Below are 16,918 nucleotides of genomic sequence, written 5' to 3' on the forward strand. Positions count from 1 at the left end.
CCCGCCCGCGGCGCGCCGTCGCCGCCTGAGGCTCTCGCGGGGGCGTCCCGGCCGGGGCGCCCCTGCCCGCTCCCTGCCCGCTTCCCGCGGCCGCCCGGTCAGGACCGGGCGAGCGGCAGGCACACCGAGAAGCGGGCGCCCGGCGCCCCGTCGCGGGGCCTCGCGTCGATCGAGCCGCCATGGGCCGCCACGATGGTCCGGCAGATCCGGAGACCGAGGCCGAGCCCCTCGGCCCGCGTCGTGAAGAAGCCGTCGAACAGCCGGTCGACGGTGCCGGGATCGAGGCCCGGCCCGTTATCGACGACGTCGACCGTGATCGACCCGTCCCGGCAGACGGTCTCGACCGCGATCTCGGGCCCGGGGGTCCGCGCCTGCCGATGGATCTGGATGGCGTTCATCAGCAGGTTGACGAAGACCTGCTGCAGCTGGATCCGGTCCGCGACGACCTGCGCGGCCGCGTCCGCCGGGGCGACGGTGAGCCTGATCTCGGTGCGGTTCAGGTCGTGCGCCACGAACCGCGCGGCCTCGGCCAGGACCTCCGCCACGGCGACGGGCGCGCGGACGCTGTCCCGCTTGGCGGCCATGCGGCGCGTGCGATCGATGATGTCCCCGGCCCGCGTGACCTGATCGACGATGCGCTGGCATTGCCGCCGGAGCAGGTCGCGGTCGAGATCCGCGCGATCGAGCAGGCGCAGCATCGTCCCGGCGGTCATGCCGATCGACGACAGGGGCTGCCCGAGCTCGTGCGCGATCGACGCCGACAGCTCGCCCAGCGTCGAGATCCGGGAGACGTGGGCCAGCTCGTCGCGCAGCACCTCCAGCGACATCTGCCGCGCGACGTGCTCGGTGATGTCCACGAAGGAGGCGAGCCACAGGCCGGAGGTGGCGCCGTCCGCCCGCGGGACCACGCAGAACAGCGTCTCGAAGCGCGATCCGTCGAGCCGGACGCTGTGCGCCTGCTGCTGGAACGAGGTCGCGCCCGCCGCGAAGGCCCGGGCGGAATTGACCTGGGCGGTGCAGAGCGGGTCGAAGAAGCGCTGCGTGCGCTGCCCGATCATGTCCGCGCGACCGCCCGCGCCGAACATCCGCACCGCCGCCTCGTTGACGTCGAGGATGACCATCCCGTGCCGCAGGCGGTCGGCCACGTCCGGATGGGCGTCGAGGTGGGCGGCGATGTCGGTGATTCCGGCCGCCCGCAGCGCGTCGAGGGTGGCGACCCGCTCGCGGGCATCGACGACGACGAAGCCGATCGTCGAGACCTTCATGCAGACGAGGTACCACGCGTCGTTCCAGTCGGCCTCGCTGGCCACGACGATCCGGTCGGCCGTCGGCGTCAGACCGTTGCTCATGTCGGCGGTTCCCGGGGCCGGCCCCGATTCAGGCCCGCCGCGCCCCCGCTATACGGCATCCGAAAATCACGCTTCCAGTCGGGACGCGGGACTTTCGGGGGCGGGCCCCGGGGGGGCGTCGCCCCGGGTTATCGCCCGGGGTCATCGATCGGCGTCAGGTCCCCGAGAGGGTCTCCTTGGCCAGGGGCAGGCTGCGCAGGCGTCGGCCGGTCAGCGCCGCGACCGCGTTGACCACCGCCGGCGGCACGCCGGGCAGGCCGGGCTCGCCGATGCCGCCCATCGGCGCCCCGCTCTCGACGATCGCCACGTGCACCCGCGGCATCCGCTCCCGGTCGAGGATCGGGTAGGCGTCGAAGTTCCGGGCCTGCCGCTCCCCGTTCTCGTAGACGACCTGCTCCAGCAGCGTCGACGAGAGGCCGAGCGCCGCCGCGCTCTCGACCTGGCGCTTCACGATCGCCGGGTTGACCACGCGGCCCGGATCGATGGCGATCCAGAGATCGTGCACCCGGGCCTCCCCGTTCTCGAGCGAAACCTCGGCGATCGTCGCCGTCTCCGAGCCGAACGGCGAGGCCATCGACACGCCCCGCGCCCGCCGCGTCCCGTCCTGTGCCCGGAACGGCCCGCGCGTCCAGCCGCCCGCGAGGTCGGCCACCGCCTGCAGCAGGGTGCGGTGGCGGGCGCTGTCCCTCAGGAGCGTCATCCGGAGGGCGAACGGGTCCTTGCCGCCGGCCTGCGCGATCTCGTCGAGGAAGCTCTCGTAGAAGTAATCGTTCATCGAGTGCCCGACCGAGCGCCAGAACGCGATCGTCACCGGGTGCGGCACCTTCACGTAGGTGAGCCGCCGGTTCGGGATCGCGTATGGCTTCCGGTCGAGGCCCTCCACCACCGAGGAATCCACCGGCCCCTTGAACAGCGCGCCGAACCAGCGCCCGATCGGGCCCTCTCCCACCGCGGTGGTCTCCAGCGCCACCGGCATCCCGTCCGGACCGAGGGCCGCCCTGAACCGGGCGAAGCTCAGGGGGCGGACGGCGTCCATGCCGAACTCCTCCTCCCGCGACCACAGCACCCGCACCGGCTTGCCCGTCGCCTTGGCGAGCAGGATCGCCTGCGGGAACGGGCTCGCCGGCCCGTAGTGGAAGTGGCGCCCGAAGAAGCCGCCGAGCATCGGCGAGTGGATCCGGACCTGATCCGGCTGCAGCACGGCCGTCTTGGCGGCGACCTGCTGGAACAGCTCCGGCATCTGGTTCGGCACCCAGAGGTCGAGGCTGCCGTCGGGGGCGAAGCGCGCCACCGCCGAGGGCGGCTCGAGCTGCGCGTGGGCGAGGTAGGGAGCGTCGTACGCCGCCTCCACCACCTTGGCCGCGCCCGCGAAGGCGGCGTCCGGGTCGCCGGCCTGCTCGGCCGGGACGCCGGGGCCCGCCGCGTCCCGGAGGGCGGCCAGCATCGCCGCCGAGGAGAAGCCCGCCGAGACGGTGGCGACGCCGTCGGGCGCCGGCCGGGTCCAGGTCACCTGCAGGGCCTCGACGGCCCTGCGGGCCCGCCACCACGTGTCGGCCACCACCGCCACTGCGCCCGGCAGGCGCTCGACCGCCTGGACGCCCGGCATCGCCCGGACCTCCGCGGCGTTGGCGATCGCCTCCGGCTCGGTGCCGAGATGCGGCGCGTGCCGGATCGCGGCGTGGACCATGCCGTCGAGCCGGATATCGATGCTGTAGACGGCCCGGCCGGTGGACTTGTCGCGCATGTCGAGGCGCGCCACCGGCTTGCCGATCCAGCGGAAATCTTTGGGATCCTTCAGGGCGACGTCGTCCCGCGGCTGCAGCGCCAGCGCCGCGGCGGCCAGCGCGCCGTAGCCGAGGCTCCGGCCGGAGGCGGCGTGGATGACGCGCCCGTTCTCGGTGGTCAGACTGGCCTGCGGCACGGCGAGCTCGGCGGGCGGCGCCCCCCGGGGGGACCCGCCGGGGGGGGGGGCCGGGGCGGCCCCGCCGCCCCCCCCCCGCGGGCCCCCCGGGGGGGGGGGGGCGCCGAGGCGGCGCATGGCCTCGAAGCTGGAGCGTGTCGAGAACGACCCGCCGGTCATCCGCAGGCCGTTGACGACCGCGTAGTCGGGGCCGGGCGGGGCGCATTCCACCGCGAAGCGCACCGGGTCGAGGTCGAGCTCCTCGCCGATCGTCTGGGCGAGGCCGGTGTTGATGCCCTGGCCGCCCTCCACGAAAGGGCTGAGCAGGCGCACGGTGTCGTCGGGGCGGATCTCCAGGAAGGCCGTCACGCGGGTCCCGGGTTTCGGCGCGACGGCCGCCGGGCCCTCGGCGCGGGTCTGGGCGGCGGCCGGCGCGAGCCGGAGGCCGACCCCGAGGAACAGCGCGCCCGAGGCGGCCCCCAGGAAGCCGCGGCGGGAGAGGTTGCGCACCGGTTCGCGGCGATCCGGGCGGGCGGGGGGCGAGCGGTCGGTCATCGTGCGCCTCCTCAGGCCGCGGCCTGCCGCACGGCGGCGGCGATGGCGTTGTAGGTTCCGCACCGGCACAGGTTGGTCATGGCGCCGGCGATGTCGGCCTCGGTCGGCTTCGGGGTCTGCTTGAGCAGGCTCGTGGCGGCCATGACCTGCCCGGACTGGCAGTAGCCGCACTGGGGCACCTCGATGCCGACCCAGGCGGCCACGACCCGGGCACCGACCGGATCCTGCTCGATCGCCTCGATCGTCGTGATGGCTTGGTCGCCGACGCTCTCCAGGGGGATCTGGCAGGAGCGGGTCGCCGCGCCGTCGAGGAGCACCGTGCAGGCGCCGCACTGCCCGATGCCGCAGCCGTACTTCGTGCCGGTCAGCCCGAGGCTGTCGCGCAGGACGAACAGCAGCGGCGTGTCCGGTTCCGCGTCCACCGTGTAGCGACGCGCATTGATCGTGAGCTGGACCATCGTTCGACCTCTTGGAATGGGGACGCCGCGACGTGTCTCGGCGTGCGAACCGGCCGGGCGACGTGTCTTCGGGGACCGCCGAAGGCGCGTTCCGGATCGTGTGCCGTGTCGCGAGAGGTACCGCCGCCCCCGGCCGCGCGGAATCATACGAAGGTTAGGGGTCGTCACCCGAAACGGTGCCCCTCCGCGGCCCGTCCCCGGGATCAGGGCCGGCCGAGGACAGTCCATCGCCCCGGGTCTCGGCCCTGGAAGCTTCGCGCGGCGGCGCGCGGGCGGCCGGTCACGCTCCCGGGCCGCGGCCGCGGCGAACCTGCGTGTTCAGGGATCCGAGCCTTCGAAGCGGAGGGCGCGGGATCGCGGCAGGCCGGCCGGCAGAGGCGCCGACCGGAACGGGCGGTCGCCCGTCAGCGATGGGCCGAGCTGCGGCGATGGGCCGATCCGGCTCAATGATACCGAGGTTCGAGTCGGATCATCCGAGACTCGATGCGCACGAAACCTGCGCGCCGGACGGTCGGGACCGGTCTATCATACCGACGCATGATATCCGTCCGGTCGTGAGGCCTCTACGTTTTCCGCAGATCTCGGGATCGCGGAGGAAATACCATGGACGACCACTACGATGCCCTCGTGATCGGCAGCGGCGAGGGCGGCAAGTTCCTGGCGTGGCACCTCGCCAAGGCCGGCAAGAGGGTCGCGGTGATCGAGCGCCGCTGGATCGGGGGCTCCTGCCCCAACACCAACTGCCTGCCGAGCAAGAACGAGATCTGGAGCGCCGAGATCGCCCACCGCGCCCGGCAGGCAGACCGGTACGGCATCGAGACCGGACCGGTCGCGGTGGATATGGGCCGGGTGGTCGCGCGCAAGCGGGCGATGGTTCGCGACCTCATCGACATGCACCTCGACCGCTACCGCGAGAGCGGCGCGGAGCTCGTCATGGGAACGGCCCGCTTCACGGGCCCCAGAGCGCTCACGGTCGCGCTGAACGCGGGCGGCTCGCGCGCGCTGACGGCGGAGCAGATCTTCCTGAATCTCGGCACCCGCGCGACCATCCCGGACGTCCCGGGCCTGCGCGAGGCCGGGCCGCTGACCCATATCGAGGCGCTCGAACTCGACGCCGTGCCCGCCCACCTCGTCGTCCTCGGCGGCGGCTACGTGGGCCTCGAACTGGCCCAGGCCTACCGCCGGTTCGGCAGCGCGGTGACGGTGATCGAGCACGGGCCCCAGATCGCGGGTCGCGAGGATCCGGACGTGGCGTCCGCCCTCGCGCAGTTCCTCGAGGCCGAGGGGCTGGCGATCCGCACCGGCACGGAGGTGGTGCGCGTGCGCGGCCGCTCGGGCGAGACCGTGGAGATCACGGTGCGCGGCGGTGCCGGTGAGGCGGTCATCGCCGCGAGCCACATCCTCGTCGCGGCGGGGCGCGCGCCGAACACCGACGGCATCGGTCTCGACCGCGCGGGCGTGGCGCTCACCGAGCGGGGCGTCATCGAGGTCGACGATCACCTCCGGACGAGCGCGCCGGGCGTCTGGGCCATCGGCGAGTGCGCGGGCAGCCCGGCCTTCACCCACGCCTCCGCGGACGATTTCCGCGTGATCCGCGACACGCTGGCGGGGATCCCGCGCTCGACCGCGGGCCGGCTGATGCCGTCCTGCCTGTTCACCGACCCGCCGCTTGCGCGGGTCGGGTCGACCGAGGCGGAGGCGCGGGCCGACGGTCACGCCGTCCGGGTGGCGCGGCTGCCGATGGCGGCCGTGCTGCGCACGCGGACGACCGGGCAGACCGAGGGCTTCATGAAGGCCGTCATCGGTCCGGACGACCGCATCCTCGGCTTCACGATGCTCGGCGCGGAGGCCGGCGAGGTCATGGCCGCGGTCCAGGTCGCCATGCTCGCCAACCTGCCCTACACGGCGTTGCGCGACGCGATCCTCGCCCATCCGACCACCGCGGAGGGGCTGAACAGCCTGTTCGCGGCCGTCCCCGCCCGCTGAGGCTCAGCCGGCGGCGGCGGGCTCGGCTGCGGCGCCGCCCGCCGCGTCCGGCTCGGCCGCCGGCAGCTCGACCGCGAAGGTCGCGCCCGGCCCGTCGTTGTTCCCGCCGGTCAGCGTGCCGCCATGGGACTCGACGATGGTCCGGCAGATCGCGAGGCCGATGCCCATCCCGTCGCGCTTCGTGGTGAAGAACGGGCTGAACAGCCTGGGCAGCTGCTCCGGATCGATGCCGGTGCCGCTGTCGACGACCGCGATCCGCAGCCGGCCCGGCGCGGGGGCGGTCAGCGCGATCCGCAGTGCGCGGCGGGGCTCGGGCAGGTCGCGCACGGCGTGCAGGCCGTTCGTCACGAGATTGACCACGACCTGCTGCAGCTCGACGCGGTCGGCCAGGACGCGCGCCTCGGTCGCGGCGATCACCGTCCGCACCGTCGCCCCGGCCGCCAGGATCTCCCGGTCGAGGAGGGTCGCGACCTCCGCCAGGAGGGAGCCCAGGTCGAGGATCTCGGGCTGGCTGCGGTCGCGGCGGAGCTGCTCGCGCGTCCGCTGCACGATCCGGCTCGCCCGCATGCCGTCGCGGACGGCGCGCTCGGCCGCCCGCGCGGCCGCCTCGAGGTCCGGCGTCTCGCGCCGCAGCCAGCGCAGGCAGGCCTCGGCGCTCATCACCATGGCGCCGATCGGCTGGTTGACCTCGTGGGCGATGGAGGCGGAGATCGCCCCGACGGTCGAGACCCGGCCCGCGCGGGCGAGCTCGGCCTGGGCCGCGAGCAGGGCCTCCTTGGCGCGCTCCCGCTCGGTCACGTCGATCATCGCGCAGGCGACCCGGTCGAGGGCCGCCTCGTCGTCCGGCAGCGCCACGACGAGGATCGCGGTCACCTCCCGCCCGTCGGCGCGGATCAGGCGGCCCTGGGCCTCGAAGCGGCCGCCCGCCCGGTCGATCCGTTGCAGGAGCGGCAGGACGAGGTCGTTGCCCGGCGGCAGGAAGCGGCTCATCGAGCCGAGCACCGCCTCGCGGGAGCCGCAGCCGAGGAGCCGCACCGTCGCGTCGTTGACGTCGACCAGCGCGATCCGCCGGGCGCATTCGGCGACGAGCGCGGCGTCGGCCTGCCCGCGGAGGTGGGGCCCGAGGGCGCCGGCGGCCCGCGCCTCGGCGAGGTGGGCCTGCGCCTCGGAGAGATCGACCTCGCACAGCGCGACGTGGCTCTGCTCGAACAGCGCGCGGTACCGCCGCTCGCTCCGCGCGAGCGCGTCCAGCGCCCGCCGCCGGGCGCTCGTGTCGAAGGCGATGAGGCTGATCCCGCCGGTCAGCGCGAGGTAGAAGCCGACCGCGGTCAGGCCGCTCTGCGCGGCCAGCGCCTGGGCGATCATCGGCGAGAAGGCGCCGCCGATGATGCCGCCGACGTTGAACGCCACGGAGGTCCCCGTGTAGCGCACCTGCGGCGGGAACAGGCTCGGCAGCCACGCGCCGAGCGGCCCGTTGACGAAGCCCATCACCCACAGGGCGAAGGCCAGGAAGGCGAAGATGGTCACGAGGGAGCCGCTGCCGAGCATCGGCGCCAGCAGGATCCCCGACACGATGGTCCCGGCGCAGCCGACGATCAGGACGCGGGCCGGGTCGAGCCGGTCGGACAGCCAGCTCGCGACGACGATGGCGGCGGCCATGAACAGGATCGCGCCGAGCTCGACCGTCAGGAACGAGGCCCGGGAGTAGCCGAGCGTCGTCGTGCCGTAGCCGAGCGCGAAGGCGGTGGCGGTCCAGAACAGGGAGAAGCACGCGACGACGCCGAACATCCCGGCGACGACCTGCCCGGCATGGTCGCGCATCAGGGCGACGAGGGGGACGCGCGGGGGCTGCGCGTCCTTCACGGCGGCGGCGAACTCCTCGGTCTCGCCGAGATTGGTGCGGACCCAGAGCCCGAGCCAGACCAGGGGCACGCTGAGCAGGAAGGGCACCCGCCAGCCCCAGTCCGCGAACTGCTCCGCGCTGAGGGTCAGGGTCAGGACGAGGAACAGGCCGTTGGCCACGAAGAAGCCGAGGGGCGCCCCGAGCGGCGCGAACATCGCGTAGCGGGCGCGCCAGCCCGGCGGGGCGTTCTCCAGCGCCAGCAGGGCGGCCCCGCTCCACTCGCCGCCGAGCGCCAGACCCTGCCCGAACCGGAGGAGGCAGAGCAGGACGGGGGCGAGCCAGCCGGCCAGCGCGAAGGTCGGCAGCAGCCCGATGGCCGAGGTCGTGAGCCCCATCAGCAGGAGCGAGGCGACCAGCGTCGCCTTGCGCCCGATCCGGTCGCCGAAATGCCCGAAGACCGCGCCGCCGATCGGCCGGGCCACGAAGGCGAGGCCGAAGCTCGCGTAGGCGCTGATCAGCTCCGCCGATTGCAGCGCCGCCGGGAAGAACAGCGGCCCGAAGATAAGGCTCGCCGCCGTGGCGTAGATGTAGAAGTCGTAGAACTCGACCGTCGTGCCGATCAGGCTCGCGAGGAGGACCCGCGCCGTCGTCTGCCTGGGACGCGCGTCGCCCACCGCACTCATCTCCGCGCCTCGCTGCACAGCCTGTCGGACGGGCGCGCGGCCGGAGGAGGCGGGCGGCCGCGAATCCTGGGCCGGGAGGCGCTGAGCTCGCCGGAGGTTGAGCCAGTCCCGGGGACAGTGCAACCGCTCATAGCCACAAGCTTGGCCGCGAGTCGATAGGCGCGTCGGGGGCGGTCCGGCGAGCGATCACTCGTGGCGGTCCGTGCCGGCGACCCGTGCCGGCGGCCCGCGCCGTCCACAGACGGTCGGCTTGATCGGGCGCGGATACAACCTGTAAGCACTGCCCGTGCGGGCAGCCTGTCAGAGGCGCGCGGGGACTCGTCGATCACGATGTCAGGCAACGTCCGGGGTGGCGCGGCGAAGCCCGGCGCCGACACGGCCTCACCGCTGGTGGTCATCGTCGAGGACGACGAGGGCGTCCGCGAAGGTCTGCAGGACCTCCTTCACTCCGTCGGGCTCGACACCCTCGCCTACGGCGCGACGCGCGACCTCCTCGCGGCGACGCTGCCGGACCGCCCGGGCTGCCTGATCCTCGATGTGCGGCTGCCGGGATCCAGCGGCCTCGACCTGCAGGCGAAGCTCGCCGCGATGGGCAACCGTATGCCGATCATCTTCATGACCGGCCACGGCGACATCCCCATGACCGTCCAGGCCATGAAGGCGGGCGCGCTCGATTTCCTGACCAAGCCGTTCCGCGATCAGGACATGCTCGACGCCATCGCGGTCGCGATCGAGCGGGACAGGACCCGGCGGGCGTCGAGCGCGGGGGTCGCCGAGCTCGAGGCGCTGGCCGCGACCCTGACGGCGCGGGAGGCCGAGGTGATGGCACAGGTCGTCAAGGGGCTGCTCAACAAGCAGATCGCCCACGCCCTCGGCATCAGCGAGATCACGGTCAAGATCCACCGGGGCAACGTCATGCGGAAGATGGCGGCCGGCTCCGTGGCCGACCTCGTGCGCAAGACCGAGCTGCTCAAGGCCCGGGCGGCCGTCTGAGCCGGCCCATCGCCCCGTCCCTTCCGCACACCCGTCCCGGGCCGATCGGCGCGGAACGATGCCGGACATCGCCGCGTTGGCACCCGCACTGGACAGATTCGTCGCGGCGATCGGATCGGGGATCGGCGAAGAAGTCCTGCCTCAACTTGTGAAATCCATGTCTACCGGGTCGCGTCGCGGCGCTCCGGATCCTGCGTTGCTGTGGCAGGACTCGGTTCATCGGGATGTGAGTCCGTCGCGCACATCAAACCATCGTATAATTTCGTCGGAGCCGCCGCCGGCCCACAGAGGTGGGATCGATGCGCCTTCGAGAGGCTCCGGAGGGAGATTCGTGCCGGTCGGGAAGAAAGCGGTCGCGGTCGTGGACGACGACGAGGCGGTTCTGGACGCGACGTCCAGCTTCCTCGAGGCGTTGGGCTACGACGCGCGGGCCTTCAACTCGGGCGAGGCCTTCCTGGCCGCGATGGCCGGCAGCGACGTTTCGTGCCTGCTGACGGACGTGAACATGCCGGGGATCAGCGGCATCGAGTTGCAGGACCGCGTCCGGGAGCAGCGCCCTGCCCTGCCGGTCATCATGATGACCGCGCTGACCGACGACGCACTCCGGCGCCGGGCCCTCGCCGGCGGCGCCCGCGATCTCCTGCGCAAGCCGCTCGTGGCCGACGAGCTGATCCGCTGCCTGGAAGAGACGATCGGGGCCTGACGCCAGGGCCTGCCGAGAGGGCCTGCCGATCCGTGACGGGATCCCCGGCCGCCTCCGGACCGGCATCGCGCGCGCCCGGACCCTAGAGACGTGCCTGGGCGTGCCCGGGCGCGCGGCCGTCACGCGCCCCGCCGGCACGCCGCTCCGAGGCCGGTCCGGTTAGGACATCAAACCTCCGTATGATTCCGGCGCGGGCGGCCAAGGTCCAAGGTCGCGTCATGGAAGCGGCGCGCCGTCGGCGGGCCGGACGAGGAGGCGGGGATGGGACTGACGATGGCGAGCCCGGGCGCGGCGCCCGACGAGGCCCTGCTGCGCGCGGAGACCGCCCGCAGCGCCATGGCCCGGCTGCTCGCCGTGGCCGGACACGACCTGAAGCAACCCCTGCAGGTGGCCCTCATGGCCATCGACCGCGCGGTCTCGGACGGCGTCGGTCCCCGGGCCGCGGCCCGGCTCGGCCTCGCCAGCGACGCGCTGGTGCGGCTTGGCCGCGAGCTCGACGATCTGGCCCGCTCCTCCCAGGCCGGCAGCGTGGCGCCCCGGCTCGGTCCCGTCGCAGTCGCCCCGCTCCTGGAGGCGGTGGCGGCCGAGTGGGGGCCCTACGCCGACGCGGTCGGGGTGCGTGTCCGGGTCTGCGCCACGGCGCTGACGGTCACGAGCGAGGTCGCCATGCTGACGACCATCCTGCGCAACCTCGTCGGGAACGCCGTGAAGTATGCGGGCCCGGGCGGCCGCGTCGTCGTCGGATGCCGCCGCCGGCAGGGGCGCGTCGCGATCGAGGTGCACGACGGCGGTCCCGGGATCGCACCCGAACGGCTGGCGGGCATCTTCGACGCCTTCGACCGCGCCGGACGCCGGGACGGGGCCGGTCTCGGGCTCGGCCTTCACATCGTCCGGCAGACCGCCGCGGCGCTCGATCACCCGGTCGCCGTGCGATCCCGGCGCGACCGGGGCTCGGTCTTCGGCGTGACCGCGCCCCGCCACCGTCCGGCATCCGCGTAGATTTCCCGGGACGATCCCGACGGCGCCGCCGCCGCGGAGCAGGTCAGCCGTCCCGGTACCGGAGGCCGCGAAACGCCCGGACCGCGCGCGCAGGCCGCCAAAATCGGCGGCGTCCACGGCCACGCAGGCGTGCCGCGGCCGCACGGCTTGCTCGCCAGGGTTGCTTGTGGAACCGTGTCGGCCTGAGACCCCGAAGAGGCGACGGATGCTCCGCACCGTGCTTTCGCAGACGGAGCGCGACCTGACATGACGGCTGGTGATCCGCCCAACAAGATGGCCGAAGTTGCCGGCCTTGCGGCCGCGATCGCCGATCACATCCTCGCGCAGCACGAGGCCGGGACCACGATCCCGCCGGACCAGTTCCGGATGCTGGTGAGCGCCGCCCGGATGCTCCTGGACAACGGCGTGGCCTGGCCGCCGTCGGTGACCTACCTCGTCATGGAAGTCGCCCGACGGGTCGAGGAGGCCGAGCCGCCGCCCAAGGGCGACGAGGTCGTGGCGCACCTGGAGCAGGCGCTCGACGCGGCGAAACCGACCTGAGATTCGCCTGAGACCGACCGTCACGCGGCGGGCGCGCCGATTTCCCGCGGGATCGGCGCCCTATATGGGCCCTATGCCCACACTCGGCCTCAAACTCCCGCTCCGGATCTGCGTCCTCGAGAACGCCGCCTGCGTCGAGGATGCCGACGGCCGGCGCACCGGCTACGTCTACTGGGACAAGGGCCGTTCGGGAGGCGGTGACAGGCCGTTCACCCGCGCCGAGGCCATCGAACAGGTCCGGATCATCGCGGGCGCCTGGGCCGGCGCCCTGGTCCACAGCGGCACCCTCGACACCGGCCCGGCGCCCGAGCCGGGTGCCGCCGCCGCCGAACCGTCTCCGGAAGGCTGACCGCTCCCGGCCGAGCGGGATCCGCTACAGGCCGGTGCCGCTCACGTACGAGACCGGCGCGCCCGGACCCGAGCTCGTCGCGGAGGCCGCGACGGTGGCGGCGATCCAGTCGCCGTCGCTGGTCCCGGACACCCGGCACGCCCGCGCCATGGCCCGCACTTGGCGGCGCCAGAGCCAGAGGCGGAGGGTGTGGATGAGGTCGTACATGGTCGGCCCCGCGCTGTCGCTCCCGTCCATGTGGTGCGCGCGGGCGGACCGCTCAAGCCTGCGGCGCCCGAGCGGTCGAGCTCGGAAGCCCCGCCTCAAGCGGGGCGGTGCTTGATCACGAAGTGGAAGCCGAGCTCGGGATTCTTGCTGAAATCCGCGTCGTAGAACGCGTTCTCGTTCCCGGAGCCTCGGCAGAAATCCTTGAAATGGAACATGGTCATCGGGACAAATTCCAGCCCGTGCTGCCGGACAAGCTCGCGCCACCACGTCTCCGGCTTGACCGTCGGGTGGTAGCTCACGCCGTTGGCGACATCGTCGTATGTCGCGGCGGAGCCCACGAAAAGACCGCCGTCCGCCAAGTGGGATTTCACGTTCGCGAGCAGCTGAGGAAGCAGCGATTCCTCGATGTGCTCGAGGACCTCCCACATCGTGATCACGTCAAATTTCGCTTTCGCCCCTGACCTCTGATCCATCAGAGAGAAGGGCTTGGTGATATCGCATGTCTTCAGATAGTCCGGGATGATGGACCACTCGGCGCGCTGCGCGCGAAGGGAGTAATCGCTCCCCTCGATCCCGAAGGCCGCGTTGCCTCGGATGAGGAAATCGAAGACGAGGCCGCCCCCCGCGCAGCCGAGGTCCAGGGCCCTGACCTTTCGGCCGAAATGGCTCTCGACCGCGTGGCAGAACCGCTGATTGCGCGTATTGTCATCCTTTGTTCCGCGCGGAACCGTGTGATCGTTGCTCTCGTAGGCGATCGGATGATCCGTCACGAGGCAGAAATCGTTCTTCGGCGCGAGCTGAACCACGGCGAGGCGCCGGACATCTTGCATCTGCGCCAGCTGCTGCGCGTGAGCCGTCATGATCTTGCTGTCGAGGGCGGCATAGAGCTGGCGGCCGACGTCGAGGATCTGCTGCGTGATAAATTGCTTGTCCTGGTCGTCCATCACAAATTCCCGACGAGCGATCTCGAGCTGACGCGGTGTGGCCGGCGCCGAATTTATCTGAGATCCTGTATCAAATCTTTACGCGGCGACCCGAATTCGGATCGTGACGCGTCGGCGCGCTGCCCCGACGGCGCACTGCGTTCCGGATCTGCCGCCAGCCCGATCCGGTGAGCCGGCAGGACGCCTCACGCCCCTCCCCCGGGCAGACCCGCCCAGGCCTCGCGGACGAGCGCGAGGCGCCGCTCGGCCCGGGCCGCGTCGGCCTCCGCGACTTGGTCGAGCACGGCCTCCAGCGCCGCGGATCCGCCGAGCGCAGCGGCCGCCTCTCCCTGGCGGCGCATGGCGGAGCGGTGCGCCCGCATCGCCGGCCCCGCCTTCTGCCCGGCCTCGATCGCCTCCAGGGTGGCGATCAGGGCGGCCGCGAGCGGGGCGACGTCGCGCCAAGTCGCCGCCACGGGCGCCGGCTCGGGCGGGTGGGCACGCTCCGGCGGCGGCGCGGAGAAGTTGGTGGTGAGCGGGCGCTTCATGACGAACCTCCACGGGCGCGGTATCAAGGGGGCCATCGGCCGGAGCGGAGCTGTACGAGGAGCGCATGGCCGAAAGGCGGAAGGCCACCGGGTCCGGCGAGGATAGCCTGTCGCGCCACATCCTCCCCAATGCCGGCACGATGGTCGGCGTCTGCACCACGCTGATCGGCCTCGTGAAGATCGCCGAGGGCTGGATCGGGCCGAGCCACGTCGACGAGGCCGCCGCCCTGACGGCGATCCTGTTCCTGGTCAGCGCGATCGCGTCCTACCTGTCGATCCGCCTGGACGACGGCGGCGATCTCTCGGTTACCCTGGAGCGCTGCGCCGACATCTGCTTCGTCATCGGGCTGATCGGCCTGACGCTGATCGCGGTCCTGTTCGCCTACGAGACGATCTGACGGCGCGTGGCGCGGAGCCGGTCGGGCAGGGCCTCGCGGTCGGTCAGCGCTGCCGCCAGGACCGCGAACAGGCCGAGATGCAGGCCGAGCGCCGCCAGCCCGGGATCGCGCAGGGACCACAGGCCCGCCGCCCCGAGCGCCATGAGCGGCGGTCCGGCCACGTAGACGGCGCTCCGCCACCCGGCGGGCCGGCCGAGACGCCAGAAGCAGCCGGCCAGCGCCGCCAGGGCGAAGCCGCCCTTGAGCAGCGCCATGAAGCGGATCACCCGCACGAGGTCGGGATCGACGGGCGCCGCGGGGACCCGCGCGGCCGCGACGAAGGCCAGCGGAAGCGCGAGGATCGTCAGCGCGGCGAGCAGCAGGCGCGCCCGTGGGGCGCCGCGCGTCGCGGGCCCGGCCGCCGCCGGGATCGTCATCGCCTGAACCCGCATCGGCTTCCTCCTGCGCGCGCCGCGATCGGGGGCGAGTCTAGGCTCTCCGGAGGCTCCGGTCACCTCGCAGGGGAGGGCTGCGGCCGGGCCGCGCCGTCGCGGGTCGCGTCCGAGGGCGGCGCGTGCGGCTCAGCAGCCGCGGAACAGCGCCACCCCGAAGGCGGTGAACTTCAGCGGCAGGTGGCAGTGGCGGTCGGGGTCGTCGAGCCGGAAACGGATCGCGGCCTCCTCCAGGAACCCCTCCCCCGCGGCCCCGACGAAGTCCCCGATGACGAACACGACCTCGTAGAGGCCGGCGGCGAGCCGCGTCCGCACGACCGGATGGTCGAGGGTCCCGTCCGCCCCGAGGCGGCCCTCGGCGATCACCCGCCGCCTTCCCCCGGCGCGCAGGACGCGCACGCGCATCCCCTCGGCCGGCCGGCCCGTGGCGGCGTCGACGGCGTGGAGCGACAGGCCGGTCACGGGGCCGCGTCCTCCCAGACCATCCGCCAGGGCTGGGCCGCCTCGTAGGCGGCCGCCATCGCGACCAGGGTCTCGTCGCCGCCCCAGGGCGCCACGAGCTGGAACCCGATCGGCAGCCCGGCGCCCGAGGGTCGGCAGGGGATCGAGATCCCCGGGCAGCCGGCGGCGTTGACGAAGCCCGTGAAGGTCGCCGAGCCGCGGGGGCCCACCGGCACCCCGGCGATGCGCGGCGGATGGGTGTCCTCCGCCGGCCATGGCAGAGCCGCGGCCGCGGGGGTCATCAGCAGGTCGTGGTCGGCGAACAGGGCGGCGAGGTCCCGGCGCAGCGCCAGCGCCATCCGCTGCACGGCGAACAGGTCGGCCGCCGACAGGGTCGCCCCGGCCTCCGCCAGGGCGCGGATGTCGGGGCCGAGCGCGTCGAGTCTGCCCGGATGCGCGCGCATCAGCCACGCGATGCCCGCCTGGCCGAGGACCGGCCACGCCTCCGTGATGGCCGTCGCCGCGTCGAAGCGGCCGGTCTCGACCCGGTGGCCGAGGCCGGCGAGGCGCCCGGCCGCCTCGGCGACGCTGTCGGCGATCTCCGGATCGACCGGGGCCGTCCCGAAGGCCGGGACGTGGAGGATCCGCAGCGGGCGCTCCGGCACCGCGGCGCTCCCGAACGGGCCGAAGCCGTGCGGCGCGACGGAATCCGGGTCGGCCGCCCCGAGGACCCGCATCGCGGCCGCGAGGTCGTCGACGGTGCGCGCCATCGGCCCGACCACCTCGAGGTCGAGCATGATCGGCGGCAGCCCGCCGGTCCGCGGCACCCGGCCGGCGGTGGGCTTCAGGCCGACGAGGCCGGTATGCGAGGCGGGGCGGCGGATCGAGCCGCCCGCGTCGGTTCCGACCGCCAGGGGCCCGATCCCGGACGCCACCGCCGCGACGGCGCCGCCGCTGGAGCCCCCCGGCGTCAGCGCCGGATCCCACGGGTTCCGGGTGACGCCGTGGACCGGGTTGCCTGTGTAGCCCTGGACGGTCAGCTCGGGGACGTTGGTCTTGCCCAGGATCACCGCCCCGGCCGCGCGCAGGCGCGCCACCGGCGTCTCGTCGCGGTCGACGGCCTGCCCAGCCCCCTCCCCCGCGTAGAGCCGGCTGCCCCAGCCGGTCGCGAACCCGGCGACGTTCAGGCTGTCCTTGACGGTCAGCGGCACGCCGTCGAGGGGCCCGAGCGGCTGCCCCGCCCGCCAGCGCGCGGCGCTCGCCGCGGCGGCGCGCTCCGCGCCCTCGGGATCGACGGCGACGAGGGCGTTGAGCACCGGGTTCACGGCCTCGGCCCGCTCCAGGCAGGCGCGGGCGGCCGCGACCGGGCTCGCCGTCCCAGCGGCGTAGCGGCGGCCCAGGGCGGCGGCCGAGAGGGTCCAGAGCGGGCCGTCCGCGTCGATCCGGGTCATGACTCCTCCTCGCGATGGGCGATCCAGCGGGCGAGCGGCCCGGCGAGGCCCGTGGCCGGCTTCGCGGGCGGCCGGGCGAAGCGGCCGGCCCGCGGCGGGCGCGTCCCGAGCCGCACCAGGGCCTGCGCCTGACCCAGGGCGGCCGCCAGCGGGTCGACGAG

At 73.6% G+C, this 16,918-nt stretch carries 17 protein-coding genes; 7 read left to right on the top strand and 10 right to left on the bottom strand.

Annotation, left to right across the window (positions count from 1 at the left end; translation table 11 throughout):
- Positions 1-98 precede the first annotated feature (98 nt).
- The 3 genes from ACLBYE_RS24820 to ACLBYE_RS24830 all read right to left on the bottom strand — a co-directional run bounded on the left by ACLBYE_RS24820 (position 99) and on the right by ACLBYE_RS24830 (position 4,262).
- On the bottom strand, positions 99-1,349 hold the full coding sequence (locus tag ACLBYE_RS24820) for a sensor histidine kinase (protein ID WP_447696215.1): 1,251 nt from the start codon (positions 1,347-1,349) through the stop codon (positions 99-101).
- Positions 1,350-1,503: 154 nt separating this feature from the next.
- Positions 1,504-3,804: a xanthine dehydrogenase family protein molybdopterin-binding subunit gene (locus ACLBYE_RS24825; RefSeq protein ID WP_447696216.1), complete on the bottom strand. Its 2,301-nt coding sequence runs from the start codon at positions 3,802-3,804 to the stop codon at positions 1,504-1,506.
- Positions 3,805-3,815: 11 nt separating this feature from the next.
- Positions 3,816-4,262, bottom strand: coding sequence for a (2Fe-2S)-binding protein (locus tag ACLBYE_RS24830; RefSeq protein ID WP_020094719.1), 447 nt, complete (start codon positions 4,260-4,262; stop codon positions 3,816-3,818).
- Positions 4,263-4,865: 603 nt separating this feature from the next.
- Here ACLBYE_RS24830 and ACLBYE_RS24835 point away from each other — a divergent pair.
- A complete protein-coding gene (locus ACLBYE_RS24835) occupies positions 4,866-6,248 on the top strand; it encodes a mercuric reductase (RefSeq protein WP_447696217.1) in 1,383 nt (460 codons plus the stop codon).
- Positions 6,249-6,251: 3 nt separating this feature from the next.
- Here the strand turns inward: ACLBYE_RS24835 and ACLBYE_RS24840 are convergent, their stop codons facing one another.
- Entirely contained in the window at positions 6,252-8,774 is a 2,523-nt protein-coding gene (locus ACLBYE_RS24840; RefSeq protein ID WP_447696218.1) for an MFS transporter, read from the bottom strand.
- A gap of 330 nt (positions 8,775-9,104) precedes the next feature.
- Between ACLBYE_RS24840 and ACLBYE_RS24845 the strand changes: the two genes are divergently transcribed.
- From ACLBYE_RS24845 to ACLBYE_RS24865, 5 genes are all read left to right on the top strand, one after another.
- Entirely contained in the window at positions 9,105-9,767 is a 663-nt protein-coding gene (locus ACLBYE_RS24845) for a response regulator transcription factor (RefSeq protein WP_056526642.1), read from the top strand.
- A 331-nt stretch (positions 9,768-10,098) separates the two neighbouring features.
- Positions 10,099-10,470 carry a response regulator transcription factor gene (locus tag ACLBYE_RS24850; protein WP_056526640.1) on the top strand — a complete coding sequence of 124 codons (372 nt, stop codon included), beginning with the start codon at positions 10,099-10,101 and terminating at the stop codon, positions 10,468-10,470.
- A gap of 261 nt (positions 10,471-10,731) precedes the next feature.
- Positions 10,732-11,469 (top strand): sensor histidine kinase, encoded by a 738-nt coding sequence (locus ACLBYE_RS24855; protein ID WP_056526636.1) that lies wholly within the window; start codon positions 10,732-10,734, stop codon positions 11,467-11,469.
- A gap of 246 nt (positions 11,470-11,715) precedes the next feature.
- A complete protein-coding gene (locus tag ACLBYE_RS24860; protein WP_116656868.1) occupies positions 11,716-12,009 on the top strand; it encodes a hypothetical protein in 294 nt (97 codons plus the stop codon).
- Positions 12,010-12,082: 73 nt separating this feature from the next.
- Positions 12,083-12,358 carry a hypothetical protein gene (locus ACLBYE_RS24865; RefSeq protein WP_447696219.1) on the top strand — a complete coding sequence of 92 codons (276 nt, stop codon included), beginning with the start codon at positions 12,083-12,085 and terminating at the stop codon, positions 12,356-12,358.
- Positions 12,359-12,382: 24 nt separating this feature from the next.
- On the opposite strand, the gene ACLBYE_RS24870 is transcribed toward ACLBYE_RS24865, so the two are convergent.
- From ACLBYE_RS24870 to ACLBYE_RS24880, 3 genes are all read right to left on the bottom strand, one after another.
- Entirely contained in the window at positions 12,383-12,595 is a 213-nt protein-coding gene (locus ACLBYE_RS24870) for a hypothetical protein (RefSeq protein WP_447696220.1), read from the bottom strand.
- Positions 12,596-12,660: 65 nt separating this feature from the next.
- Entirely contained in the window at positions 12,661-13,509 is an 849-nt protein-coding gene (locus ACLBYE_RS24875) for a methyltransferase domain-containing protein (protein WP_447696221.1), read from the bottom strand.
- A gap of 185 nt (positions 13,510-13,694) precedes the next feature.
- On the bottom strand, positions 13,695-14,036 hold the full coding sequence (locus ACLBYE_RS24880; RefSeq protein WP_447696222.1) for a hypothetical protein: 342 nt from the start codon (positions 14,034-14,036) through the stop codon (positions 13,695-13,697).
- A gap of 65 nt (positions 14,037-14,101) precedes the next feature.
- Between ACLBYE_RS24880 and ACLBYE_RS24885 the strand changes: the two genes are divergently transcribed.
- Positions 14,102-14,434 carry a hypothetical protein gene (locus ACLBYE_RS24885; protein ID WP_447696223.1) on the top strand — a complete coding sequence of 111 codons (333 nt, stop codon included), beginning with the start codon at positions 14,102-14,104 and terminating at the stop codon, positions 14,432-14,434.
- On the opposite strand, the gene ACLBYE_RS24890 is transcribed toward ACLBYE_RS24885, so the two are convergent.
- From ACLBYE_RS24890 to ACLBYE_RS24900, 3 genes are all read right to left on the bottom strand, one after another.
- Positions 14,419-14,865: a hypothetical protein gene (locus ACLBYE_RS24890; protein ID WP_447696224.1), complete on the bottom strand. Its 447-nt coding sequence runs from the start codon at positions 14,863-14,865 to the stop codon at positions 14,419-14,421. The two genes, ACLBYE_RS24885 and ACLBYE_RS24890, sit on opposite strands and share 16 nt — an antisense overlap.
- Before the next feature lie 129 nt (positions 14,866-14,994).
- Positions 14,995-15,327 (bottom strand): hydroxyisourate hydrolase, encoded by a 333-nt coding sequence (locus ACLBYE_RS24895; protein ID WP_447696225.1) that lies wholly within the window; start codon positions 15,325-15,327, stop codon positions 14,995-14,997.
- Entirely contained in the window at positions 15,324-16,757 is a 1,434-nt protein-coding gene (locus ACLBYE_RS24900; protein WP_447696226.1) for an amidase, read from the bottom strand. Before ACLBYE_RS24900 ends, ACLBYE_RS24895 begins: the two co-directional genes overlap by 4 nt.
- Positions 16,758-16,918 lie beyond the last annotated feature (161 nt).

Source organism: Methylobacterium sp. A52T (assembly GCF_053346095.1).